Origin of the sequence: Streptomyces coeruleorubidus (assembly GCF_008705135.1) — a bacterium.
In the GTDB taxonomy this organism is placed as follows: Bacteria; Actinomycetota; Actinomycetes; order Streptomycetales; family Streptomycetaceae; genus Streptomyces; species Streptomyces coeruleofuscus.
This window is the reverse complement of record NZ_CP023694.1, coordinates 4,370,435-4,394,328: the sequence shown is the minus strand read 5'-3', so window position 1 is coordinate 4,394,328 and position 23,894 is coordinate 4,370,435. Positions and strand designations below refer to the sequence as shown.

22 protein-coding genes and 1 tRNA gene are annotated in these 23,894 nt (G+C 71.6%); 13 read left to right on the top strand and 10 right to left on the bottom strand.

Features of this window, described 5'->3' with window-relative positions:
* The first annotated feature begins 101 nt into the window (after positions 1 to 101).
* On the top strand, positions 102 to 1,178 hold the full coding sequence (locus CP976_RS20215; protein WP_229875726.1) for a serine hydrolase domain-containing protein: 1,077 nt from the start codon (positions 102 to 104) through the stop codon (positions 1,176 to 1,178).
* Between the two features lie 36 nt (positions 1,179 to 1,214).
* On the opposite strand, the gene CP976_RS20210 is transcribed toward CP976_RS20215, so the two are convergent.
* The 3 genes from CP976_RS20210 to phoU form a co-directional block, all read right to left on the bottom strand.
* Positions 1,215 to 1,466 (bottom strand): SCO4226 family nickel-binding protein, encoded by a 252-nt coding sequence (locus CP976_RS20210; RefSeq protein WP_150481653.1) that lies wholly within the window; start codon positions 1,464 to 1,466, stop codon positions 1,215 to 1,217.
* Positions 1,467 to 1,594: 128 nt separating this feature from the next.
* Positions 1,595 to 1,750, bottom strand: coding sequence for a hypothetical protein (locus tag CP976_RS42960; RefSeq protein WP_167407414.1), 156 nt, complete (start codon positions 1,748 to 1,750; stop codon positions 1,595 to 1,597).
* Between the two features lie 132 nt (positions 1,751 to 1,882).
* The gene (phoU, locus tag CP976_RS20205; protein ID WP_086845439.1) at positions 1,883 to 2,584 is read right to left on the bottom strand and encodes a phosphate signaling complex protein PhoU; all 702 of its coding nucleotides are present in this window, start codon (positions 2,582 to 2,584) and stop codon (positions 1,883 to 1,885) included.
* Positions 2,585 to 2,829: 245 nt separating this feature from the next.
* Between phoU and phoR the strand changes: the two genes are divergently transcribed.
* Positions 2,830 to 4,122: a two-component system sensor histidine kinase PhoR gene (gene phoR / locus CP976_RS20200; RefSeq protein ID WP_150481652.1), complete on the top strand. Its 1,293-nt coding sequence runs from the start codon at positions 2,830 to 2,832 to the stop codon at positions 4,120 to 4,122.
* Complete coding sequence (gene phoP, locus CP976_RS20195) at positions 4,119 to 4,799, top strand: two-component system response regulator PhoP (RefSeq protein ID WP_004929857.1); 681 nt, start codon at positions 4,119 to 4,121, stop codon at positions 4,797 to 4,799. Before phoR ends, phoP begins: the two co-directional genes overlap by 4 nt.
* A gap of 78 nt (positions 4,800 to 4,877) precedes the next feature.
* Here the strand turns inward: phoP and CP976_RS20190 are convergent, their stop codons facing one another.
* Positions 4,878 to 5,570, bottom strand: coding sequence for a copper chaperone PCu(A)C domain-containing protein (locus CP976_RS20190; RefSeq protein WP_150481651.1), 693 nt, complete (start codon positions 5,568 to 5,570; stop codon positions 4,878 to 4,880).
* Between the two features lie 583 nt (positions 5,571 to 6,153).
* Here CP976_RS20190 and CP976_RS20180 point away from each other — a divergent pair.
* From CP976_RS20180 to CP976_RS20150, 7 genes are all read left to right on the top strand, one after another.
* Positions 6,154 to 6,636: a CarD family transcriptional regulator gene (locus CP976_RS20180; RefSeq protein WP_003953493.1), complete on the top strand. Its 483-nt coding sequence runs from the start codon at positions 6,154 to 6,156 to the stop codon at positions 6,634 to 6,636.
* 274 nt (positions 6,637 to 6,910) lie between these two features.
* On the top strand, positions 6,911 to 7,675 hold the full coding sequence (ispD, locus tag CP976_RS20175) for a 2-C-methyl-D-erythritol 4-phosphate cytidylyltransferase (protein WP_150481650.1): 765 nt from the start codon (positions 6,911 to 6,913) through the stop codon (positions 7,673 to 7,675).
* Positions 7,665 to 8,168, top strand: coding sequence for a 2-C-methyl-D-erythritol 2,4-cyclodiphosphate synthase (gene ispF / locus CP976_RS20170; RefSeq protein ID WP_150481649.1), 504 nt, complete (start codon positions 7,665 to 7,667; stop codon positions 8,166 to 8,168). Before ispD ends, ispF begins: the two co-directional genes overlap by 11 nt.
* 45 nt (positions 8,169 to 8,213) lie before the next feature.
* Positions 8,214 to 9,608, top strand: coding sequence for a cysteine--tRNA ligase (gene cysS, locus CP976_RS20165; RefSeq protein WP_150481648.1), 1,395 nt, complete (start codon positions 8,214 to 8,216; stop codon positions 9,606 to 9,608).
* Positions 9,609 to 9,705: 97 nt separating this feature from the next.
* Positions 9,706 to 10,647, top strand: coding sequence for a 23S rRNA (guanosine(2251)-2'-O)-methyltransferase RlmB (gene rlmB, locus CP976_RS20160; protein ID WP_150481647.1), 942 nt, complete (start codon positions 9,706 to 9,708; stop codon positions 10,645 to 10,647).
* A 135-nt stretch (positions 10,648 to 10,782) separates the two neighbouring features.
* Entirely contained in the window at positions 10,783 to 12,489 is a 1,707-nt protein-coding gene (locus CP976_RS20155) for a DoxX family membrane protein (RefSeq protein WP_150485420.1), read from the top strand.
* Positions 12,490 to 12,715: 226 nt separating this feature from the next.
* Positions 12,716 to 13,948: a GNAT family N-acetyltransferase gene (locus CP976_RS20150; protein ID WP_150481646.1), complete on the top strand. Its 1,233-nt coding sequence runs from the start codon at positions 12,716 to 12,718 to the stop codon at positions 13,946 to 13,948.
* A 56-nt stretch (positions 13,949 to 14,004) separates the two neighbouring features.
* On the opposite strand, the gene CP976_RS20145 is transcribed toward CP976_RS20150, so the two are convergent.
* The 4 genes from CP976_RS20145 to CP976_RS20130 form a co-directional block, all read right to left on the bottom strand.
* Complete coding sequence (locus CP976_RS20145) at positions 14,005 to 14,736, bottom strand: nucleotidyltransferase family protein (protein WP_150481645.1); 732 nt, start codon at positions 14,734 to 14,736, stop codon at positions 14,005 to 14,007.
* Positions 14,737 to 14,841: 105 nt separating this feature from the next.
* The gene (locus CP976_RS20140) at positions 14,842 to 15,297 is read right to left on the bottom strand and encodes a hypothetical protein (protein ID WP_150481644.1); all 456 of its coding nucleotides are present in this window, start codon (positions 15,295 to 15,297) and stop codon (positions 14,842 to 14,844) included.
* A 218-nt stretch (positions 15,298 to 15,515) separates the two neighbouring features.
* Positions 15,516 to 16,604 carry an ABC transporter ATP-binding protein gene (locus CP976_RS20135; protein WP_086845418.1) on the bottom strand — a complete coding sequence of 363 codons (1,089 nt, stop codon included), beginning with the start codon at positions 16,602 to 16,604 and terminating at the stop codon, positions 15,516 to 15,518.
* Positions 16,605 to 16,788: 184 nt separating this feature from the next.
* The gene (locus CP976_RS20130; RefSeq protein ID WP_190146930.1) at positions 16,789 to 17,757 is read right to left on the bottom strand and encodes a helix-turn-helix transcriptional regulator; all 969 of its coding nucleotides are present in this window, start codon (positions 17,755 to 17,757) and stop codon (positions 16,789 to 16,791) included.
* Positions 17,758 to 17,873: 116 nt separating this feature from the next.
* On the opposite strand from CP976_RS20130, the gene CP976_RS20125 reads away from it, so the two are divergent.
* A complete protein-coding gene (locus tag CP976_RS20125; RefSeq protein WP_150481642.1) occupies positions 17,874 to 18,290 on the top strand; it encodes a DUF3224 domain-containing protein in 417 nt (138 codons plus the stop codon).
* Between the two features lie 88 nt (positions 18,291 to 18,378).
* A tRNA-Thr gene (locus tag CP976_RS20120) sits at positions 18,379 to 18,452 on the top strand.
* A 16-nt stretch (positions 18,453 to 18,468) separates the two neighbouring features.
* On the opposite strand, the gene CP976_RS20115 is transcribed toward CP976_RS20120, so the two are convergent.
* Positions 18,469 to 19,560 carry a DUF4037 domain-containing protein gene (locus tag CP976_RS20115; protein WP_150481641.1) on the bottom strand — a complete coding sequence of 364 codons (1,092 nt, stop codon included), beginning with the start codon at positions 19,558 to 19,560 and terminating at the stop codon, positions 18,469 to 18,471.
* Positions 19,561 to 19,563: 3 nt separating this feature from the next.
* Positions 19,564 to 20,487, bottom strand: a complete 924-nt coding sequence (locus CP976_RS20110) for an aminoglycoside phosphotransferase family protein (protein ID WP_150481640.1) — start codon at positions 20,485 to 20,487, stop codon at positions 19,564 to 19,566.
* Positions 20,488 to 20,614: 127 nt separating this feature from the next.
* Here CP976_RS20110 and CP976_RS20105 point away from each other — a divergent pair, with 127 nt between their 5' ends.
* Positions 20,615 to 23,884, top strand: a complete 3,270-nt coding sequence (locus CP976_RS20105; RefSeq protein WP_425282096.1) for a Tat pathway signal protein — start codon at positions 20,615 to 20,617, stop codon at positions 23,882 to 23,884.
* Positions 23,885 to 23,894 lie beyond the last annotated feature (10 nt).

Genomic DNA, 23,894 nt, shown 5'->3' with positions numbered 1-23,894 from the left:
ATACGGCGCTTGATGAGCTGTTCCCATGGGAGGAGAAGGCGGCGGCGGCACCGCGATTACGGCCGGAGGGCCAGGCCGCCGCCCATGCCACGACCCAGGCCGTGCTGAACGAGATCGTCGTGCGGGGCACCCCCGGCGTCATCGCCCAGGTCCGCGACCGGCACGGAGTGTGGAACGGCCGGGCCGGTGTCCAAAAGCTCGGTTCGGAGCGGAAGCGGAGTACCCACGAGAGGTTCCGCGTCGCCAGCGTGACCAAGACCTTCACCGCCACCGTGCTGCTCAAGCTCGAAGCCGAAGGGAAGCTGTCGCTGGACGACAGCGTGGCCAAATGGCTGCCGGGAGTGGTGCGCGGCAACGGGTACCGGCCCGGGCACATCACCGTGCGGCACCTGCTCAACCACACGAGCGGGATCTTCGACTACAACATGGACGCCGGCTTCCGGGCCAGGTACGCGGGCGACGAGTTCGACCGGAACCGGTACGCCAGGTGGTCCCCCCGGGAACTGGTGGACATCGCGCTCGCCCACCCGCCGAACTTCCAGCCGGAGCAGGGCAGCAGGCCCGGCCGACCGGGCAGGTGGGACTACTCGGACACCAACTATGTCCTCGCCGGCATGGTCGTAGAGAAGGCCACGGGCGGCAGTTACGCGCACGCGGTCGAGCGCCTCGTCATACGGCCACTCCGTCTGCGCGGCACGAGCGTGCCGGGCACCGCGCCCGGACTGCCCTCACCCCACGCGCGGCACTACTCGACGCTCTTCGAGGACGGGCCGCAGGCAAAGGTGCGCGACGTCACCGAGTTCAGTCCCACGGTCGCCTTCTCCGCAGGGCAGATGATCTCGACCGTGGGTGACGTGAACACCTTCCTGTCCAGCCTGCTGGCCGGTGACCTGCTGCCGCCCGCACAGCAGCGGCAACTGCTCGACGCCGTCCCCGTCGACGGGGACAAGGGCCATGGCGGCCCGCAGGACGTCTACGGCCTCGGCCTACGGCACTTCAAGCTCGCGGAGGGCTGCCGGGCCTGGGGGCACGGCGGCATGATCCCCGGCTCCGCGACCCGCACCCTCGCCTCGGCGGACGGCCGGCAGGTCATGACCATGAACCGCAACGGCGACTGGGGCGAGCAGCGACTGGAGGACGCCGCTGTCGCATCCGAGTTCTGCCGGAGCGCTCCCTGAAGCCGGCTGAACGGCCGACCGACCGCACCGCTCACTTCACGTGACGGTCAACGGCACCGGATGGACCTCGTCGGCCTTGTGCCCCGCGCGTTCGTGGATGCGCTGGACCGCCTCGGCCGACGGGGCCTCGGAGAGGCAGTAGACGACACCCGACTCCGGGTCCGCCCAGGCCGCCTCGAAGTGGACGCTCTCGTCCTTCTCGATGGCGAGGTCAGCGTTGTGCGCCTCGCGCAGCTGCTCTTCCGTGATGCCCTTCATGCTGTGGTGGACATCCATGAACTTGGCCATGACGTCGTACCTCCTTACCAGTGCGTACTCCCATCGTCCGCCCGTACGCGCACGGAGGCGACCACAACGCCGCAGGGCCCCGGTGGCGAAACCACCAGGGCCCTGCGGGTCGTACGAACGTGCCGGCGTCAGCCGCACTGGCAGGGGCTGCCCGACTGGCACCCGCAGCCGCAGCCCGAGCCGCAGCCGCACGCGGCGACCAGGGGCAGGCTCCTGATCTCCACGGGCTGCTCGGTCTCGCGCTCCTGCGTGGGGTCGGGCGTGGTGCTGGGGGATTCGGCCATGGGTCCCTCCTCAAGGCTGGTGCCTGTGCCCATTGGACGCCCGTTCCGCTGGGCGCATCAACGGCGCACAGAGGCGCCCGCGCGCCCCGGCCGATCCCGCCCGGCCCTCTCACGCCGGAGCAGGACCGGGCGTCAGGCGCTCTCCGACCCCGCCACCGCCTGGATCTCCGGCTGCGAGTCCGCCTGGAGCTCGTCGGCGTGCTCACCCGTCACCAGGTACACCACCCGCTTGGCGACCGAGACCGCGTGGTCGGCGAACCGCTCGTAGTAGCGGCCGAGCAGCGTCACGTCCACGGCCGTCTCGATGCCGTGCTTCCAGCGGTCGTCCATCAGGTGCCGGAAGAGGGTGCGGTGCAGCAGGTCCATCTCGTCGTCGTCCTGCTCCAGCTGGAGCGCCAGGTCGACGTCCTTGGTGATGATCACCTCGGCGGCCTTGGCCATCAGGCGCTGGGCGAGCTGGCCCATCTCCAGGATGGTGGCGTGCAGGTCGCTCGGGACCGCGCGGTCCGGGTAGCGCAGGCGCGCGAGCTTCGCCACGTGCTGGGCGAGGTCGCCCGAGCGCTCCAGGTCGGCCGACATGCGCAGCGACGTGACGACGATGCGCAGGTCCGTCGCCACCGGCTGCTGCCGCGCCAGCAGGGCGATGGCGCGGGCCTCCAGGTCGTGCTGGAGCTCGTCGACCTTCTGGTCGGCCTCGATGACGTTCTCGGCCAGCTTCAGGTCGGAGTCGAGCATGGCGGTGGTGGCGCGCCCGATCGCCGAGCCGACCAGCCGGGCCATCTCCACCAGACCGTCGCCGATCGAGTCCAGTTCCTCGTGGTACGCGTCCCGCATCAGGCTTCCCTCTCGTGCGTCTGTGTCGGGGGTTCATGGGCCGGGGCCCACCGAACAACCGGCGGTACGACCGTCGTATGACCAACGGTCCGAACCCCACGCTCCCACGTTCCGGCCCGTACGCGTCCGTTTCCGTCATCCCAAATGAACCAATACTGGCTCCAAGGTGAACTCTGGGCGACGAGTGTTCGAGCTCGCAGCCCGACGGCTGTGGCCCGTGCCCGACCCATGCCTAACCTGGGTGCATGGACGTGAACGCGGCGGTCGCCGCAGCGGCTGCGATCGCCGGAGTGCTCACCGGCGTCATCGCCATGCTGGCGTTCCGCTGGAGCGAGCGCGAACAGAAGCGCCCCACTCGGACCTCCCTGCACACGGATCCCGTGCTGCCACCGGGCGTGGACACCGTCCTGTCGGTCCTCAGGTCCTCCGCCGTCGTGCTCGACGAGGCGGACGCCGTGGTCAAGGCCAGCTCGGCGGCGTACGCCCTCGGCCTGGTCCGCGGCGGCAAGCTCGCCGTCGAGCCGATGCTCCAGATGGCCCGGGACACCCGGCGCGACGGGGAGATACGCCAGGTCGAACTGGACCTGCCGCGGCGCGGGACCGGACGCGGGGAGGCCCTGGCCGTCTCCGCCCGGGTCGCGCCGCTCGGCTCCCGGCTGGTGCTGCTGCTCGTGGAGGACCTCACCGAGGCCCGCCGGATCGAGGCGGTGCGGCGCGACTTCGTCGCCAACGTGAGCCATGAGCTGAAGACGCCCGTCGGCGCCCTGTCCCTGCTGTCCGAGGCCGTCATGGACGCCTCCGAGGACCCCGAGGCCGTCGAGCGGTTCGCCGGGCGCATGCAGATCGAGGCGACCCGGCTCACCAGCCTGGTGCAGGAGCTCATCGACCTGTCGCGGGTGCAGAACGACGACCCGCTGGAGGACGCCGAGCCGGTCCGCGTCGACGAGCTCGTCGCCGAGGCCATCGACCGCTGCCGGCACCAGGCCGGCACCAAAGAGATCACCATGGCCGCGGGCGGCACCGCCGACCTGCATGTGTGGGGCAACCGCGGCCAGCTCGCCGCCGCCCTCGGCAACCTCGTCGAGAACGCGGTCAACTACTCGCCCGCCCGCACCCGCGTCGGCATAGCGGCCCGCAAGGTGAACGCGCCCGGCGGGGAACACATCGAGATCGCCGTCACCGACCAGGGCATCGGCATCTCCGACAAGGACAAGGAGCGCATCTTCGAGCGCTTCTACCGCGTCGACCCGGCCCGCTCCCGTGCCACCGGTGGTACGGGACTGGGGCTGGCCATCGTGAAGCACGTGGCCGCCTCGCACGGCGGGGAGGTCACCGTGTGGAGCGCCGAAAACCAGGGCTCCACCTTCACCCTGCGGCTGCCGGAGGCCGGTGCGGCCCGCGACCGCGCACATCAGCAGCCCGCCCGATCAGAACGCGCAGGAGGCGCGGGCCTCGACGAAGAGGCCGGGCGGTCCACCCCCACATCCCCCGATTCAACCGCGTACGAAACGCTTCCTGCCCCGGAGGTCCTTCCGTGACCCGAGTGCTCGTCGTCGAGGACGAGGAGTCCTTCTCCGACGCCCTGTCGTACATGCTCCGCAAGGAGGGCTTCGAGGTCGCCGTCGCGACCACCGGGCCCGACGGACTCGACGAGTTCGAGCGCAACGGCGCCGACCTCGTCCTCCTCGACCTGATGCTGCCCGGCCTGCCGGGCACCGAGGTCTGCCGCCAGCTGCGCGGCCGCTCCAACGTCCCCGTGATCATGGTGACCGCCAAGGACAGCGAGATCGACAAGGTCGTCGGCCTGGAGATAGGAGCCGACGACTACGTCACCAAGCCCTTCTCCTCCCGCGAGCTGGTCGCCCGGATCCGGGCCGTGCTGCGCCGCAGAGGTGAGCCGGAGGAGGTGACCCCGGCCGCGCTGGAGGCCGGCCCGGTCCGTATGGACGTGGACCGGCACGTGGTCACCGTCGGCGGCACCAAGGTCGACCTGCCGCTGAAGGAGTTCGACCTGCTGGAGATGCTGCTGCGCAACGCCGGCCGCGTGCTGACCCGCATGCAGCTCATCGACCGGGTCTGGGGCGCCGACTACGTCGGTGACACCAAGACCCTCGACGTCCACGTCAAGCGCCTGCGCGCCAAGATCGAGCCGGACCCGGGCGCCCCGCGCTACCTGGTGACGGTCCGCGGCCTGGGCTACAAGTTCGAGCCGTAAGCCGGCCGCGTACGACGAACGCGAAGGGCGGGGCCTCCTGAGAGGTCCCGCCCTTTCGTACGACTGCCTCGCGCGGGCTCAGTGCCCGGCGCCCGCGCCCGCCGAGGCGCTCGCGGAGGCCGCGTCGGTCGGCGTGCCCGGCGACTCCTGGCCGCCCGGCGTCTCGCCCGCGGCGGGGCTCTCGGTGCCGGCCGGCGAACCGGAGGGGCTCCCCGACGGCGAACCGGACGGGGACGCCGAGCCGCCCGGCGCGGCCGGGACCTCGGTCGGGCCCCACTCGGTGAAGTGGTGCTCGGCGGGGACGACGAACGCGCGCAGGCTCACGTCACCGGTCTCGCTGAAGGTGAAGGTGACCTTCTGGGCGTTGCCGTCCTGGGCTGCCTCGCGGCCGCTCGGCAGCACGGCCGTGGCGTTGTCCTTGCCGCCCAGGACCAGGCTGCCGCCGGCCGGGATGCTCAGGCTGCCGCCCTTGGCGGGCTTGAGCTCGGCCTTCTCACCGGTGCCGGGGAGGGTGATGGACTCCAGCGTCTCGGCGGTGCTGCCGGAGTTGAAGAAGGTGGCGGAGATCGCGGCCGGGCCGGTCGACTCGAGGTCGGGCTGCGTGATCACGATCGCGTTCTGGACCTTGATGTTGCCGACGCTCGTCGCCGCGTGGTCCGGCTGGATCTCGAGGGTCTGCGCGTTGTTGCCGGCACCGCACGCGGCGAGCGAGGCAACGGAGAACGCGATGGCGGCAGCGGCGAGGACGCCGCGTCGAAGGCTGCTGCTCACGGCGGCGGCAACTCCTTGACTCGAGAGCGGAGCGGCCGATAAAGCCGCCCTATGTGTCTGTCAGCGGGCCTTAGGTTACCGAGCCGTTCCCGCGTGGCCGCACCCGACCCCCCGGCACCTGCGGCCTCGCTGAGCCACACGTGACTGCTGGGTCACATTGCGGGGTGCTCGTCCGGCATTCACATAAGAGCCTCGGGCGGCACCGCGAAATTTCCGTGAAGGAATGTGCGGACCACCTGGGAATTGATCACCGTGGGGCTCACCCGGCCGCCCGGTGATCAATTCCGGATTCGACCGGAACCCGGCTCGGGCCGCCGAACGGAGTAGCGGAAGTCGATCATACGGAACCGGACATTTGGGGATGTTCGGCCGCTTGGGGGAGGCTCCGGATGTGTGTAACGTACGCGTTTCGCTCGGCCCGGAGAGCCGCTCCGACCTGCGAATACCTTCTTCCACTCCCTGTCCGAAGCACGTTCCTGTTGGACTTGTCAAGCCCCGAGATATGCCCTGACCTGCGAAAACGCCATTCAGAACCCGCAGTTTCCGTGTTACCCTGGATAGCCACGGAAGGGGTACCTGTCACATGACGTTCAAGGTTGGCGACACCGTGGTCTATCCCCATCACGGGGCCGCGCTGATCGAGGCTATCGAAACTCGCCAGATCAAAGGCGTGGACAAGACCTACTTGGTGCTGAAGGTCGCCCAGGGTGACCTGACAGTGCGTGTGCCAGCGGACAATGCGGAGTTCGTCGGCGTGCGTGATGTGGTCGGTCAGGACGGGCTGGACCGGGTCTTCGAGGTGCTGCGCGCACCGTACGCCGAGGAGCCCACGAACTGGTCCCGTCGTTACAAGGCAAACCTGGAGAAGCTCGCCTCGGGCGATGTCATCAAGGTCGCGGAAGTCGTGCGTGACCTGTGGCGTCGTGAGCGCGAGCGCGGACTCTCCGCTGGTGAGAAGCGCATGCTCGCCAAGGCCCGCCAGATTCTGGTGAGCGAACTCGCTCTCGCGGAGAACACCAACGAGGACAAGGCCGAGGCCCTGCTCGACGAGGTTCTCGCCTCCTGAGGCGAAGCCTGTCGCTCAGCACTCAGCAACATCGAAATGCCGCGGTGCCCGATGACGATTCTTCTGTCGCCGGGCGCTGCGGCATGTTCGCATTCGGACGCCGAATGCGCCGTCATCGCCGGATGTGTTATCACTCACGATCCGGTGCTTGGCGTGCCGGGCCCGGGCAGCCGGCTCGACCAGCGTCACGGAAGGGTCCGGTCGAGCGCGTCGCGCCCGGCACTCCTCCAGGCCATACCCACGCCAGGGCAACACACAAACCTGACAGGAACCGATGTCTGACGATTCGCGCCCTTCGCCGTCGGCCACCCCTTCGGCAGCCCGTACGGCGGCCGTGATCCCGGCCGCCGGCCGTGGTGTACGGCTCGGCCCGGGCGCCCCCAAGGCGCTCCGCGCGCTGGGCGGCACACCCATGCTCATCCACGCGGTCCGCGCGATGGCCGCCTCCCGCGCCGTCTCGCTGGTCGTCGTCGTGGCCCCGCCCGACGGCGCCGCCGAGGTCAGGTCGCTGCTCGACGCGCACGCGCTGCCCGAGCGGACCGACTTCCTCGTCGTGCCGGGCGGGCAGACCCGCCAGGAGTCCGTGAAGCTCGGCCTGGACGCGCTGCCGGCCGGCCACGACATCGTGCTGGTGCACGACGCGGCCCGGCCGCTGGTGCCGGTGGACACGGTCGACGCCGTGATCGAGGCCGTACGCGAGGGCGCCCCGGCGGTGGTCCCGGCGCTGCCGCTCGCCGACACCGTCAAGCAGGTCGAGCCGGCCGGGACTCCCGGCGAGCCGGAGCCGGTCGTCGCCACGCCGGAGCGCGCGCGGCTGCGGGCGGTGCAGACGCCGCAGGGCTTCGACCGGGCGACCCTGGTGCGGGCGCACGAGACGGTCACCGGAGACGTCACCGACGACGCCGGCATGGTCGAGCAGCTCGGCCTCACGGTCGTGGCGGTGCCCGGCCACGAGGAGGCGTTCAAGGTGACCCGGCCCCTGGACCTGGTGCTCGCGGAGGCGGTCCTGGCCCGCAGGAGGCTCAACGATGGCTTCTGACGCGATGCCCGGGATGCCGCTGCCCCAGGTCGGCATCGGCACCGACATCCACGCCTTCGAGGAGGGCCGCGAGCTGTGGTGCGCCGGCCTGAAGTGGGAGGGCGAGGGCCCGGGCCTGGCGGGCCACTCCGACGCGGACGTCGTCGCGCACGCCGCGTGCAACGCGCTGTTCTCGGCCGCCGGCCTCGGTGACCTGGGACAGCACTTCGGCACGGGCCGCCCCGAGTGGTCGGGCGCGTCCGGCGTCACGCTGCTGACGGAGGCCGCCCGGATCGTCCGCGAGGCGGGTTTCCGCATCGGCAACATCGCCGTACAGGTCGTGGGCCCGAGGCCGAAGATCGGCAAACGGCGGGACGAGGCGCAGAAGCTCCTGTCGGAGGCGGCGGGAGCACCGGTGTCGGTGTCGGGCGCGACGACGGACGGACTGGGCTTCCCGGGACGCGACGAGGGCCTCATGGCGGTGGCGACGGCGCTGGTCGTACGGGTCGGGTGAACGGCGCTGCCCCACACACCCCCCACGGCCTACTACCCTGGTCCCGTGACTATTCGCCTGTACGACACCAGCGCCCGGCAGATCCGTGACTTCTCCCCGCTCAAGCCGGGTTGCGTCTCGATCTACCTGTGTGGCGCCACCGTGCAGGCGGCACCGCACATCGGGCACATCCGGTCCGGTCTGAACTTCGACATCATGCGCCGCTGGTTCGAGTACCGCGGCTACGACGTCACGTTCGTGCGGAACGTCACCGACATCGACGACAAGATCATCGTCAAGTCGGCCGACCAGGGCCGCCCCTGGTGGGCCATCGGCTACGAGAACGAGCGGGCGTTCAACGACGGCTACCACGCCCTCGGCTGCCTGCCGCCGACCTACGAGCCGCGTGCCACGGGCCACATCACCGAGATGGTCGAGATGATGCGCGGCCTCATCGAGCGCGGGCACGCCTACGAAGCGGACGGCAGCGTCTACTTCGACGTGCGCTCCTTCCCGGGCTACCTGCAGCTGTCGAACCAGGACATCGACGATCTGCGCCAGCCCGACGAGGGCGTCTCCGGCAAGCGCGATCCGCGGGACTTCGCCATGTGGAAGGCGTCCAAGCCGGGTGAGCCGGACTGGGAGACGCCGTGGGGCCGCGGCCGCCCGGGCTGGCACCTGGAGTGCTCGGCCATGGCCCACAAGTACCTCGGCACCGCCTTCGACATCCACGGCGGCGGCCTCGACCTGGTCTTCCCGCACCACGAGAACGAGATCGCCCAGGCCAAGGCCTACGGCGACGACTTCGCGCGGTACTGGGTGCACAACGCCTGGGTCACCATGAGCGGCGAGAAGATGTCGAAGTCGCTCGGCAACAGCGTCCTGGTCAGCGAGATGGTCAAGGCCTGGCGGCCCATCGTGCTGCGCTACTACCTCGGCACCCCGCACTACCGCTCGATGATCGAGTACAGCGAGGAGGCGCTGCGCGAGGCCGAGTCGGCGTTCGCGCGGATCGAGGGCTTCGTGCAGCGCGTGGTGGAGAAGGCGGGCACGGTCGAGCCGGCCGCCGAGGTGCCGCTGGCCTTCGCCGAGGCGATGGACGACGACCTGAGCGTGCCGCAGGCGCTCGCCGTCATCCACACCGCGGTCCGGCAGGGCAACAGCGCGCTGGCCGCCGACGACAAGGAAGCCGCGGTGGCCCGGCTCGCCGAGGTCCGTGCCATGCTCGGCGTCCTCGGGCTCGACCCGCTCGACGCCCACTGGGCCGGGGAGAGCGACCGGGGCGCCGACCTGCACGGCGTGGTCGACAGCCTCGTACGACTCGTCCTCGACCAGCGCGAAGCAGCCCGGGCCCGCAAGGACTGGACGACCGCGGACGCCATCCGCGACCAGCTGAGCCAGTCCGGTCTGGTCATCGAGGACAGCCCGCAAGGGCCGCGCTGGAGCCTCGGACCGCGCTGACCCGGCCGCGATCCGGAAGATCGATTGTGCCGCCCGGGCCTCCGGGCGGCACACTTCATAGACGTACGTACGTACCGCACCCACAGACAGGTAGGTCATGGCAGCCAACAACCGCCGCATGTCCGGCAAGAAGGGCGCGCAGGTCGGCAGTGGCGGCCAGCGGCGCAAGGGTTTGGAGGGCAAGGGCCCCACTCCGCCCGCCGAGATGCGCAAGGGACACAAGAAGAACCGTGTCGCCGGCGCCAAGGCGCGGCAGACCGCGCGCCGTCCCGCGCCCCGGGGACGCGGCGGCAAGTCCACGTCCGAGCTGGTCGTCGGCCGCAACCCGGTCTACGAGGCGCTGCGCGACGGCGTGCCCGCCTCCACGCTGTACGTCCAGCAGTTCATCGACAACGACGAGCGCGTCCGTGAGGCACTCCAGCTCGCCGCCGAGCGCGGCGGGATCAACCTCATGGAGGCCCCCCGCCCCGAGCTCGACCGGATGACGAACGGGCTGAACCACCAGGGGCTCGTGCTCCAGGTCCCGCCGTACGAGTACGCCCACCCGCAGGACCTCGCCGACGCCGCCCTCGGCGACGGCGAGGACCCGCTGATCGTCGCGCTCGACGGTGTCACCGACCCGCGCAACCTGGGCGCGGTCGTCCGCTCCGTCTCCGCCTTCCGCGGGCACGGCGTCGTCGTACCCGAGCGCCGGGCCGCCGGGATGACGGCGGGTGCCTGGAAGACGTCCGCCGGTGCGGCCGCCCGTACGCCCGTCGCCCGCGCCACCAACCTGACGCGCGCGCTGGAGGCGTACAAGAAGGCCGGCATCGTGGTCGTCGGCCTGGCCGCCGACGGCGAGGTCGAACTCGGTGAGCTGGAGGCCCTGGGCGGGCCCGTCGTCATCGTCGTCGGCAGCGAGGGCAAGGGGCTGTCCCGGCTGGTCGGGGAGACCTGCGACCACCGGGTGCGGATCCCGATGCCGGGCGGCGCCGAGTCGCTCAACGCCGGTGTGGCGGCGGGGATCGTGCTGTACGAGGCGGCTCGCCGGCGCAGCTGAACAGGCATCCGCCCACCTCACCCGTACGGGTTAATTCCGGGAGCATCGGGGCGACAAGGTCAAGCTTGACGGGGTCCGGACAGATCCGGCGAGTCAAAGCAGTGTCCTATCCCGACGTCACTCGGTTAGTTGAGTGTGGACACCAGAACACCCCGCACACCCACGGGGGACCGCTCGTCGGGACTCGACGACGCTCCCGCGCTGAGCATGGTGAAGGTGCCGAGCGACCCGGCGCAGGTCATCGTCAATCACGCGAGTTTCCGCGTGCAGTTGGGCGTCTCGACGCGTCGCGTCCAGTCCCCACGGGTCGCACGGCACCTGACCGCCAGCGAGGACACCGCCCGCATCCCCGTCGTCACCGCCGGGGGCGCGGCGGACGGGGCCACCACCCGCCGCCGGCCCGTCGTCTGGAGCGGCAAGTCCGCGCCCGACGACACCGGCGCCCACCGGCTCCTCCAGGCCGTCCGGCACGAGAGCGTCCGCCACCCCGACGAGTCCGCCACGGACGCCGGGGCCACTCAGGTCATCTCCCGCGTGGGCACCGACCCGCAGGGCCCGGGCTACGGCGCCGGGTACCAAGACGGCGGCTACGGCGGCACCGGCTACGAGGGTGACGGCTACCAGGACGACCTCACCCAGACGGTCGAGACCCCTGTCGTAGGCCGACAGCGCACCCACGATCCCGCCGACGGCACCCGGCTGCTGCCGCCCATGCGCACGGTCGGCAGCGCCTACGACGAACCCGCCTACACGGAAGAGGATTTCGAGGACCTCGTCGAGGCGGACGACACCGAACGGTCCGTCAAGCGCCACGGCGACGACCCGGCACGGCACGCCTACTACCCGGGCCGCCGGATGAACCTCGGCGTCGTCCTCCTCCCGCTGCGCGTCTTCCTCGGCTTCATCTCCATCTACGCCGGCATGGGCAAGCTGTGCGACCCCGTCTACTTCGACGGCGGCAAGCGCGGCTCCATGGTCAAGTGGCTCAACACCCTGCACCCCTGGGAAGTCGCCGAGCCGCTGCGCCAGTTCGCCTTCGAGCACCCGGTCGGCACCGGACTGGCCATCGCCTTCGCCCAGGTCATCGTCGGCGTTCTGACGGTCCTCGGCTGCTGGCAGCGCGTCGCCGCCTCCTTCGGCGCCCTGCTGTCGGCCGCGCTGCTGGTCACCGTCAGCTGGAAGAGCGTCCCCGCCTACGAGACCCCCGACATCATCTACCTCGCCGCCTGGTCCCCGCTGATCATCGCCGGCGCCCCCGTCTACTCCGTCGACGGCCGCCTGGCCGGCAGCGCCTGGCGCCGCCTCGGACCCCGCGCCGACATCTGGGACCTGCGCCGCTACGTGCTGCGCCGCGGCGTCCTCGTCACCGCCGTCACCGTCGGTCTCACGCTGCTGGTCGGTTCGCTGCTCGGCGGCGCCGTCCGCGACGCCGACCGGGTCGTCGTCCCCGGACCCGGCGAGGCCCCGCGCAACGAACTGCCCGGCTCCCCGCTCCCGGACGCCCCCGGCAAGCGGCAGGACAAGCGGACCCCGTCGGCCTCCACCTCGCCCACCCAGGGCGCCACGGCCGGCTCGGCCAGCCCCAGCGCGGGCACCACGACCAGGCCGGGTGCCACCCAGGACACCGGCAGCGTCACCGGCGGCTCGCCCAGCCAGACCCAGGGCAGCGCGGGCCAGGCCCCACCCCAGCAGTCCTCCCCGGCCGACCAGGCCCCGAGCACCACCTCAGGCCCGACCTCCGGCGGCACGGCCACCGGCGGCTCCGGCTCGACCGGCGGCTCGGGCGACGGCGGCTCCTCGTCCACGGACCGACCGGGCCTGGTGGGCGGCCTGCTGGGCTAGTCCTCCGACCTGATCGGTGCCCACTCGCCCTGCGCCGGGGGGATGTGACGACACGTCCGACCGGCGCGGCGAGACTGGGTGCGCTCACGGCGCTGGGTGGCCGGCGCGTCGGGGGGTCGGGCCTTGGCGAAGCCGTAATTCGTTTGACCGGGCCACGGGTCGACGCTGCACTGTGGCGGGACACCACGCGTCGTGGTGCCGGTATCCCGAGGAGGCAGCGGCCGCGATGGAGATCCGTTCCACGACCGACAAGGATCTCGACGTCTTCGTCGACACCGTCCATGCCGCGTTCGGGCGCTTCCCCGAAACCCCGGTCGAGGGCGGCGGGCTCTGGTGGTCGGCGCTCGAAATGGACCGCTGCCTGCTCGCCCTGACGGCGGACGGGCGGCCCGTCGGCACCGCCGCCGAGCACCCTTTCGAGCTCACCCTGCCCGGTGAGGCCATCGTCCCGGTCGCCGGGGTGACCGCCGTCGGCGTCCTGCCCTCCCACCGGCGCCAGGGCGTGCTCAGCACGATGATGCGGCACCAGCTCACCGCGTTGCGGGCCCGGGGAGACTTCCTCTCCGTGCTGCTGGCCTCCGAGGCCCCGATCTACGGCAGGTTCGGCTACGGACCGGCGACCTACACGCAGCGGCTGACGGTGCCGCGCCGCCAGGCCGCCCTCGCCGTTCGCCGGGCCCGCACCGCGGCGGGCGCCCCAGTGGCCGGCTCGGACAACGACTCGGTCGAGGTGCTGCGGCGGGCCGAGTGCGGCGAGATCCTGGAAGAGGTCTACGACCGGTATCGCCGCGCCCAGCCCGGCGCGCTGTCCCGGCCGCACCGCTGGTGGGCCCTGCGCGCGGGGCAGCCCCCGATCTCGCCGGAGCCGCGCTACGTCGCCGTCCACCGTGACGCCGACGGTGTCCCGGACGGGTACGCCAGCTACTCGATCGGCGAATCCAACACCCTGACGGTCGACGAGACCATCGCCACCGACGACGCCGTCTTCACGGCCCTGGCCCGGTTCGTACTCGGACACGACCTGGTCAGTCAGGTCGTGTTCAAGCACGTCCCGCCCGGGCACCCGCTGCGCTGGCAGCTCGCGGACTTCCGCGCCGGCCAGGTGAGCGACGACATGGACTGGCTCTGGGTACGGCTCCTCGACATCCCGCAGGCGCTGACCGCACGTGGCTGGTTCACGGACGGCGAACTCGTCCTCGACGTCGACGACCCGTTCCTCGGCGAACACGGCCGCTACCTGCTGACCGTCCGGGAGGGCAAGGCCGACTGCATCCCGACGGACCGGGAGCCCGACCTGTCCCTGGACGTGCGCGACCTGGGCTCGGTCTACCTCGGCGGCACCGCCCCGAGCACGCTCGTGCGCGCCGGACACATCCGGGCCCACCATCCGAGCGCGGCCACCCTCGCCGACGCCCTCTTCCGCGCCGACCGTCCCCCGCACTGCCTGCACTGGTTCTGACCGCGCGTTCGCCGGCGCTGTACACGTCCCGTCAGGGGCGTGGGGCGCTACGGCTCTCAGCGCCCCAACGCGGCCAGTTCCTTCGCGGCCTCCGTCAGATCCTTCGCCGTGTCGATCGCACGCCAATACGACCCCTGGGGGATCGTGAAGCCGGCCAGCTTCCGCTCGCGGGCCAGCCGGGGGAACGTCGTGCGCTCGTGGTCCCCGCGGTCCGGCAGCAGCCCCGCGAACTCGGGGGAGAAGACATACACGCCCGCGTTGATCTCGAAGGTCGACGGCGGGGCCTCGATGAAGTCCGTGATACGGCCGAAGCCGTCCGTCTTCACCGCGCCCCACGGCAGGCGCGGCCGGGCCAGGGCCAGCGTCGCGAGGGCGTCCCGCTCGGTGTGGAAGTCCGCCATGTCACGCAGGGAGAACCGGGTCCAGATGTCGCCGTTCGTGGCGTACCAGGGTTGGTCCGGGCGAGGCAGATGTGCGGCGGCGTACTTGAGGCCGCCGCCGCGGCCGAGGGGCTCGGACTCCACGACCGTGGTGACGGAGACCGGCAGATCGGCCGTCTGCAGCCACTTCTGGAGCACCTCGGCGAGGTGGCCGCAGGAGACCACCACGTCCGTCACGCCCTCCTCGGCGAGCCAGGACAGCTGATGGCCGATGATCGGAGTCCCCGTCCCGGGGATCTCGACCATCGGCTTGGGCCGGTCGTCGGTGTACGGACGCAGCCGGGAGCCCTGGCCTCCGGCCAGAACGACGGCTTGAACGGGGCGGGACGCGGCGCTCGGATCGCTCATGAGACCGAACTGTACGTGGCGTCCCGCCCGGTACCGCGGCGGACGAAGATTCCCGCGTCGATCGCTGCCGGCTTCCCACCCCTCTCGTTCGGCAGGGCCGTCTGCTCAGCCGTGCGCGGCTGCGACGCCCGTGGCGAAGGCGGTGTCGCAGACGGGGCGGGCGTAGGACTGGGCGCGCGTCGGGCCGTAGACCCGGACGGCGGCCTGGCCGAGGGCGCGGGCGATGGACGCGCAGTGCTTCGCCAGCGACGGGCGGCCGTTGACGGCCTGCTGGAGGTGGGTGAGGGCGACGCCCGGGTTCTCCTCCTGGAGCTCGGTCAGCAGCCTGTCGCGCAGGACGTCCTGCGGGGCGCGCTCGGCGGCCCGCGGCGTGCCGGCGGATGTGCTGGTGTCCGCTGCGGTGAGCACCGGGTCGGAGGGGCTTCCCGACCAGTTGACTCGGGTGACCGCGAGGGTCCCGGAGAGCACCAGGACGACGGGCAGGACGAAAGCGAGGGTGCGGCCGATCCGGCGGGCGGGGCCCCGGCCGCGTCGCGTCTGTTGGTTAGTGGAGTGCTTCACGCGTGTGAGGGTAGCGCGGGGTAATGGTTTGTAGACATTGAGTCACCGGTTCGGGGGATGAGAGAGTGCCCTTTTTTGGGTAAGGCGTTGACGCACACCGCTCGAAACGTCCGGTCTGCCGGGGTATTTGTCGACAACGAGAAGGGCCCCGCAGCGCGCTGCGGGGCCCTTCTCGTCAACTTGGGTGATTCACCCGGGGTTGTGTGTTTGCCGAGGGGTCAGTCGGACAGGCGCTCGCCCGTGGAGGTCGAGAACACGTGCGTCTCGCCGGAGCGCGGGACGATGTGCAGCGTGCTGCCCTTCTCCGGGACGTCACGGCCGCTGACGCGGACGACGAGGTCCTTGGAGTCGTCGCCGACCTTCGCGGTGCCGTAGACGTAGGCGTCGGCGCCGAGCTCCTCGACGACGTTGACGGTGACCGCGAGGCCCAGCTCGGCGTCCGGGCCGGCCACGTCGAAGTGCTCGGGGCGGACGCCGACGGTGACGGTCTTGTCGGTGGTGGCGGCGAGCGCGTCGCGCTGCACCGGCACGACCGACTTGCCGAACTTCACGCCGCCGTCGGTCACCGGGACCTCGACGAGGTTCATCGCCGGGGAGCCGATGAAGCCGGCCACGAAGAGGTTGGCGGGCTTGTCGTACATGTTGCGCGGGGTGTCGATCTGCTGGAGCAGACCGTCCTTGAGGACCGCCACGCGGTCGCCCATCGTCATGGCCTCGACCTGGTCGTGGGTGACGTAGACGGTGGTGATGCCGAGGCGGCGCTGGAGCGAGGCGATCTGCGTACGCGTGGACACACGGAGCTTGGCGTCCAGGTTGGACAGCGGCTCGTCCATGAGGAACACCTGCGGCTCACGCACGATGGCGCGGCCCATGGCGACACGCTGGCGCTGACCACCGGAGAGGGCCTTCGGCTTGCGGTCCAGGTACTCCGTGAGGTCGAGGATCTTCGCGGCCTCCTCGACCTTCTGCCGGATCTCCGCCTTGTTGACGCCGGCGATCTTGAGCGCGAAGCCCATGTTGTCGGCGACGGTCATGTGCGGGTAGAGCGCGTAGTTCTGGAACACCATGGCGATGTCCCGGTCCTTGGGCGGCAGGTGCGTGACGTCGCGGTCGCCGATGCGGATGGCGCCGGCGTTGACGTCCTCGAGCCCCGCGAGCATCCGGAGCGAGGTGGACTTGCCGCAGCCGGACGGGCCGACGAGGACGAGGAACTCGCCGTCCTCGATGTCGATCTCCAGCGCGTCAACAGCGGGCTTGGTGGAACCCGGGTAGATCCGGGTCGCCTTGTCGAACGAGACAGTGGCCATGATGAGTGAACCCCTTCTACCGGCAGGAACGTGCCGGACGATCCGAGTAGGAAGGCGGTGCCACGACGGGTGTTCCGTTGTGGTGTAGTCCACGCGTGTGAACTGGCTCAGGACGGTACCTGGCGTTCACCTGTCTGTCAGTACCTCCGGGCCTGTGAACTTCGCGGAAATTTTCGAAGGGGCTTCAGGGCTGCCCGTACCGGTCCGCCAGCGCCGCCGCCGCCCGCGCCACGGCCTGACGCAGTCCGGGCGGCCCGAGAACCTCCGCCTCCGGACCCAGCCGGAGCAGGTCCCCGACCGCCACTGCCTCCGCCTCCACGGGCAGTTCCACCTCCACCCAGTCGTCCGCGTCCGGCGCACCCGCGCTCTGAAGGGCCCGTGCGCCCGCCGCCCCGAACTGCATCGGCAGCAGCCGCTGTCCCCGCGGTGAGAGACGCAACCGGGCGACACCCTGATGCAGGGCGGCCTCCAGCCGCCGGGACGACTCCTCCCAGTAGGCGGCCAGGTCGAAGCCGGCCGGACGGTCGAAGAGCTCCCCGGTCTCCTCCACGGTCAGCAGGCGGGACACCCGGTACGTCCGCACGGTCTCCTCCGCCAGGGCGACCAGGTACCAGATGCCGCCCTTCAGGACGAGCCCCAGCGGCCGCACGTCCCGGCGTACCTCGCCCCGCCACCGCCGGTAGTGCACGCGCAGCACCCGCCGCTCCCACACGGCTGCCGCCACCGGCTCCAGACACGGCACCGGATCGGCCTCCCGGAACCACGCCGGCGCGTCCAGATGGAACCGCTCCTGTACCCGCCGCGCCTGCCCGGCCAACTCGGCCGGCAGCGCGGCCTGCACCTTCAGCTGGGCACTGGCCAGCACCGCCCCCAGCCCCAGATCCCGCGCCGGACCGGGCATCCCGGCGAGGAACAACGACGCGGCCTCGGCGTCGGTCAGTCCGGTCAGCCGGGTCCGGTAGCCGTCCATCAGCCGGTAGCCGCCCTCCGGCCCGCGATCCGCACACACCGGTACACCCGCCGCGCCCAGCGCCTCGACGTCCCGGTAGACCGTGCGCACGGACACCTCCAGCTCGGCGGCGAGCTCGGGCGCGGTCATCCGCCCGCGGTTCTGGAGCAGCAGGAGCAGGGAGAGGAGCCGGTCGGCGCGCATGGTGGCCATTGTCCGGCGTACCTTCCCTGTACCTGACAGGAGATGTCAGGTACAGGGAAGAGAGTGGTGGCTCCAGACGGCCCGCACGGCCATCGGCTGATCGAGAGGACCCACCCATGCCCGCCACACGCACCACTACCGGACACTTCACCTTCGCCGACTGGCAGGAGCACGTGATCGGCCCGGGCGAGGAAGCGAACCCCCGGCTCGCCCACGCCTCCGTCCGGAACACCTTCAGCGGCGGCATCGAGGCGGCCGGGACGATCTGCGAGTACACCATCGTCTACGTCACCCAGAAGACCGGTTCCTTCGCCGGCATCGAGCTGATCACCGGCCGGCTCGACGGGCGGGAGGGGAGCTTCGCCGTGGAGGAGCGGGGGTGGTTCGGCGAGGACGGGGCGGTGCACTGCACGTTCGAGGTGGTGCGGGGATCCGGGAGCGGGGAGCTGGCCGGACTGCGGGGGAAGGGCGGCTTCACCGCGCACCACGGGGAGACGACCGTGGCGTACCGCTTCGAGTACGAGGTGGAGTGAGACCGGGCGGAGCGGAACTTCGTGGCTCGGGGTAACGGGCTCTGTGTACAGTGGTGCCGCCTTCGCGTACGGCGTTGTAGTACGCGGTGCCTCCTTAGCTCAGCTGGCCAGAGCAACGCACTTGTAATGCGTAGGTCGTCGGTTCGAATCCGACAGGGGGCTCCGGTGGAAGCCCGGGTCAGATCGTCTCTGGCCCGGGCTTTTTTCTGTTCTGGACGTCGCTGAGGGCGTCGGTGCTGTCCACCCACTGGTCGATCGCGCCGGTGTCGGGCAGACAGCGGAGTGCCGGGTCCGTGATGTGGGCGCGGAGTGCCGCCGTGAAGCGTTCCGCGTGGAGGACCTGGAACGGGCGGCTGTGGTACGGGCGGGTGGTGGGGTCGACGGGGGCCGTGAGCGCGAGGTCGTTGTGGTGCGTCGCGATGGCCTCGTAGGCGTGTTTGAGGTGGTGCTCGCGGGTGGGCCAGTCGGGGGCCGCCAGCGCCGCCGTCAGGGTGGGGGTGAGCGCCGCGCCCCGGGGGGTCGCCGTGAAGGCGGTGCCGAGCCACTTGCTGTAGGGCGGGTAGCGGCGGTGCATGAGGAGGCTCAGGCGCATCAGGTCGCGGATCAGGCGGGCGGCCACGATCGCCGAGCCGAGTTCGTCGCCCACCTCGCCGCAGCGGCCTACGAAGGCCTCCTCCTGGGAGACGCGTTTCCACTGGCAGGCCAGGACGTACAGCCAGATCTCGTGCGGGTACCAGCTCAGGGCGGTGCGGGCCGGGGCGAGTCGGCCGAGGCCGTCGTGGAAGACGGCGCCCGCGGTGACCTCGGCCAGGCGCTGGGTGGGCGTGGCCAGCCAGTCCGCCGGGGTGATGCCCTGGGCCGGGTCGAAGCCGAGCTGGTCCGTGAACCAGGTGGCGGGGTCCGTGATGTCGACGCGGTGGTGCACCGGGCCGTCGGTGCCGGTCATGACGCGGATGTCGGTGCCCGGGTCGTCGCCGGTGCGGGCGAAGTGGGTGGGGTGGCCGAGGAAGGTCTTCGGGAGGCGGTGGGAGAGGAGGGCGCTGAGGCGGGGGCCGTGGGTCTCGGTGTCCTCGGGGCGCAGGAAGAGCTGGAGGCGTGGGCCCCACTCGTGGTCGGCCGAGCGCGGGGTGTCGTAGCCGAGTACCTCGGAGCCGCTGCCGAGGCGGGCGGCGGAGTGGGGGATGCCCGGGAGGGCCTCGTCCAGGAGGGGGCGTACGGCCTCGGTGTAGAAGCGGCGGGAGAGCTCCAGGCCGGGGAGGAAGGAGGGCATGGGTCAGGCGGTGTGGGCGCGCAGGCGGCGGGCGATCTCGAGCTGGTCGTCGTCCAGGGGGCGGCCGTCCTCTATGTCCCACAGGGCGTTCTGGAGGAGGCGGCCGAGGGTCCAGGCGCGTGCGCGGGGGCGGTCCAGGGCGAGGACGTCGGTCATGGCGTCGAAGCGCCAGAGGATGTCGTCGGGGTCGTAGCGGTTGTCGATGGCCGGCCACAGTTCGAAGCCGGGGTCGCCGGCGAGGGGCTTGGGGTCGATGGCGAGCCAGGGCGCGCGGTCGGAGGCGAGGACGTTCTCGTCGTGGAGGTCCCAGTGGAGGAGCCGGTCGCCCGGTTCGTCGACGACCTCGCGTACGGCGGCGGCGCAGTCGGCGACGAGGCGGCGTGCCTCGCGGTCGGGGATGCGGTCGAGTGCCCGCGGTGTGCGGTCCAGCATGGCCCGGGCGATGTCGCCGAGGTGGCGCATGCCGGGCGGGGCGGGGAAGGAGGTGAGGTGGGCGAGGAGTTCGGCGATGGTGACGACGGCCTGGCGGGTGTCCGGGACGTGGGACAGCATGCGGGTCTCGTCGAGGCGTTCCAGCAGCATCGTGCCGGTGGGCTCGTCGTGGTCGAGGAGACGGACGGCTCCGTCGCCGTCCCAGGCGCGCAGCGCGACCGGTTCGCCTTCGCTCTCCTCGTCGAGGAGCTGGAGCTTGAGGACCGCGGGGCCGCCGTCGGCGCGGACGACCGGGAGGACCAGGGCGGACACGCCGTGCATGGGCGGTCCGTCGGGCTCGAGTTCCCAGTGGTCGAGGAAGCCGGCCGCCAGGTCCGGCAGTTCCTCGATGAAGGCGCGGCCCGCCTCGCCGTTGTACTTCTCCTGTGATGCCGCCAGTTCCCCGGGAATGTCGATCACTTTCGGCACCGTAGTGGGGCGGGCCGGGCGGGTCATGTGAATTAACCCGGGCCGGGTCGGGGCCGTGACCGGGCCCGGGCGGCGTCTCGGCTTTCTCGCGGGCGTTGTGTCGTACCTGTGTGCGAGCATTTCGCCAACGACCACTGATCCAGGGGGGATTGCCATGTCGGACACGGACGCCTGCCCGAGAACGAGACAGAGACACAGATGGCGAGTGAGACGGGGGCGAGCCGGTGCGTCCGCCGTCGTCGTCTCGCTGTTCGCCTCACTGCTGAGCCTGACGGGGGCGGGCTCGGTCCAGGCCGCCGCCGAACCGGAGTGCGCGCCGCTCGCCCTCGCGCCGTTCGGGGATCCTGGCGACGCCGTCGGCAAGGCCACCGTCCCGGCCCAGAGCAGCGCCTGCTTCACGGTGACGGCCGGCTCGGCCGGTCTGCATCTGGTGACCCTGGACGACAGTCAGAACAATGCCTACGCGCAGATGCTCGACGCCGACGGCGCCGAGGTCGACTGCTTCGACGACGAGTACCGCGCCGAGGGCTGGTGCCAGGTGCCCGCAGCCGGTACGTACACCGTCAAGGTCGTCAACAGCGGCTGGGTCGACGACGAGCAGACCGAGCTCACCGTCGTCCCGCTCGGCTCGGGCACCCGCGGCTGCGCCGAGCCGGTCGGCACCGGCTGGGACCGGCCGGCGGTGATCCGGAGCGCGGCGAGCCCGCTGGCCGTGGACTGCCAGGCCTTCGAGGGCCGGCCCGGTGAGCGGATCCGGCTGACGGTCGGCACCAAGGTGTACGGCGAGTCGGTCGCCTGGATCACCGACGCGACGGGCGCCCGCATCTGCGAGCACTTCCCGGAGGACGGCGAGGACAGCTGCGTCCTGCCCGGCGACGGCCCCTACCGGGTGCTGTCGAGCGTCTCCCGCGCGGAGAGCGGCTTCCCCGCCGAGTACGCGCTCCAGGTGCGCCGCCTGAACGACCCGCAGGGCTGCGCGACCGCGTCGGTCCTGCCCTACGGCCCGATCGAGCCGCGGGACTTCGGCACGGACGCCTGCTACACCTTCTCCGCCGCGAAGGCCGGGCCGTACACCGTGCACTCCGTGGACGAGGACCGGTCGGCCGGGGCGGTCCGGGTGTACGACGCCGGTGGCAGGACCGTGTGCGAGTCCGGCACCGACCCGTGCCGGGTCCGTGAGGCGGGCACCTACACGGCGGTGCTCGGCACCAACGCCTTCGCCCCGTCCCGTGACCGGCTGGTGGTGTTCGACCGTGCCTCCGACGCCGGCTGCGCCGCGATCGAAACCGGCCTGTACAAGGGGAAGCTGAGCACCGTCGGGCAGTACGACTGCCTGACCCTGCCCGTGCCGAAGGGCGGCCGGATCGCCGCACTCACCTCGCAGACCTCCGCCGGGCTGACCCCCGAGGTGGAGGTCCTGGACCGCGACGGCACCCCGCAGTGCGACGGGGAAGCGCTCCAGGGCGGTGACTGCGCGCTCACCGGTGAGGCGCCGTTCCGCGCCCTGGTGCACACCGAGGACAGCGGCGACACGGCCACGGGCCCGTACGCGGTCGCCTTCCACCGCACCGACGTCGCCGAGGGCTGCCCCGTCCTGCCCGCGGGCAGTTTCGCCGCGGGCGGTGCGAAGGCCACGCTGACCACAGGCGACGGCGTCTTCTCGCACTGCCTGGGTATTCCGGCCGGCGCGCACTCGAACACCGAGCTGCTCCAGCTGACCGCGACCTCGGGGACCGCGCCGGCCGGGTTCTCGGTGCTGGACTCCGACGGCAAGCGGGTCTGCGAGCGCTACGCCACGACCGACGGCTGGTCGGTCTGCTCCCTGACCCCGGGCAAGGCCCACACGGTGCTGGTGACCGGCCGGGACGCGGCCGCCACGTACTCCCTGACCCGGCGTGACGTCACCGCGAGCGCCTCCGCCGCGGGCTGTGCGAAGACCCCGGCGGTGAAGGTCGGCGGGGCCTCCCTGAAGGGCGCGTCCGGAGCGCCGGGCACCATCACCTGCCACCAGGTGACCACGGGCGCGGCGACCGACGTCGTGCACGTCAATGTGCGGGACGCGCTCGGCACCGCCAACAGCGCGGTCGTCGCCGGGGACGGCCGCGTGGAGTGCTCCTTCCGCAACTCGCCCTGCGCGGTGAGCGGTTCGACCACCCACCAGGTTCTCGTGCAGACGCCGACCCGTCTGAAGGCGGCTCCCGAGTACCGCCTGGACGCCCTGCGCGTCGCGACCGCCGACGGGCCCGCCGCCGAGTGCGCCAAGGTGCCGTCCGTGGCGTTCGGGTACGGGCCGGTCACCGGCACGCTGGACGAGTCGCGCACCGCGATGTGCGCGGCGCTGCCCACCGCCGGGTTCGACCGGTTCGAGACCGACATCAAGGACACGACCGGCGCCGCCACCACGGCGGTACCCGTGCTGTACAATACGTCCACCTGGACGAACGGCTGCACGCACTTCATTCCGGAGGGCTACGACTGCGCTGTGCTGGGCTCGTCCTCCGCGAGTACGCCGTCGCTGTTCCTGCTCGGCCTGCCCGAGAAGGCGGCCGGCACCGCCTACAGCGCCAAGCTCACCTGCACCTCCACGCCGTGCGGCACGGAGAAGACGGACGTCACCGCCGTCAGCCCCGACACCGGGGCGGCGGGCACCAAGGTGAAGCTCACGGTCACCGGCACCGCGCTGGGGCCGGACGTCAGGGTCCAGCTCCGCCAGGCCGGAAAGACGATCGACGCGGAGACGGAGTCGGTCTCCCCGGACAACCGGACGGTGACCGCGACCGCCGACCTGACGGGCGCGGCGACCGGCACCTGGAACATCAGCGTGTACACGCGCGGCTCGGAGTTCCAGCGCGGCACCTTCACCGTCACCCCCCAGCCCGCGCTGGAGAACACGGCCGCCCCGAAGGTGACCGGCACGCCCAAGGTGGGCGCCAAGGTCACCGCCGCGCCGGGCACCTGGTCGGCGGCCCCGTCCTCGTACACGTACCAGTGGAAGGCGGAGGGCACGGCGATCGGCGGCGCGACCGCGTCGGCGTACACGATCCCCGCGGCGCAGGCCGGCAAGAAGCTCTCCGTGACCGTGACGGCGGTCAAGGCGGGCTGGCGCAGCGGGTCCGCGTCCTCGGCGGCGGTGACCGTGGCCAAGGGCGACGCGCCCAAGGCGACCAAGCCGCCGGTGATCAGCGGGACGGCGAAGGTCGGCCGGACGCTGAAGGCGTCCACCGGGACGTGGAGCCCGGCCGCGACCTCGTACGGGTACCAGTGGTACGCGAACGGCACGGCGATCAGCGGGGCGACCAAGTCCTCGCTGGTGCTGAAGGCGGCGCAGCAGGGCAAGAAGATCACCGTGAAGGTGATCGCGCACCGCACCGGGCACAAGGACGGCTCGGCGCTCAGCGCGGCGACGAAGGCGGTCGCCCGCTGATCCGTCCCGG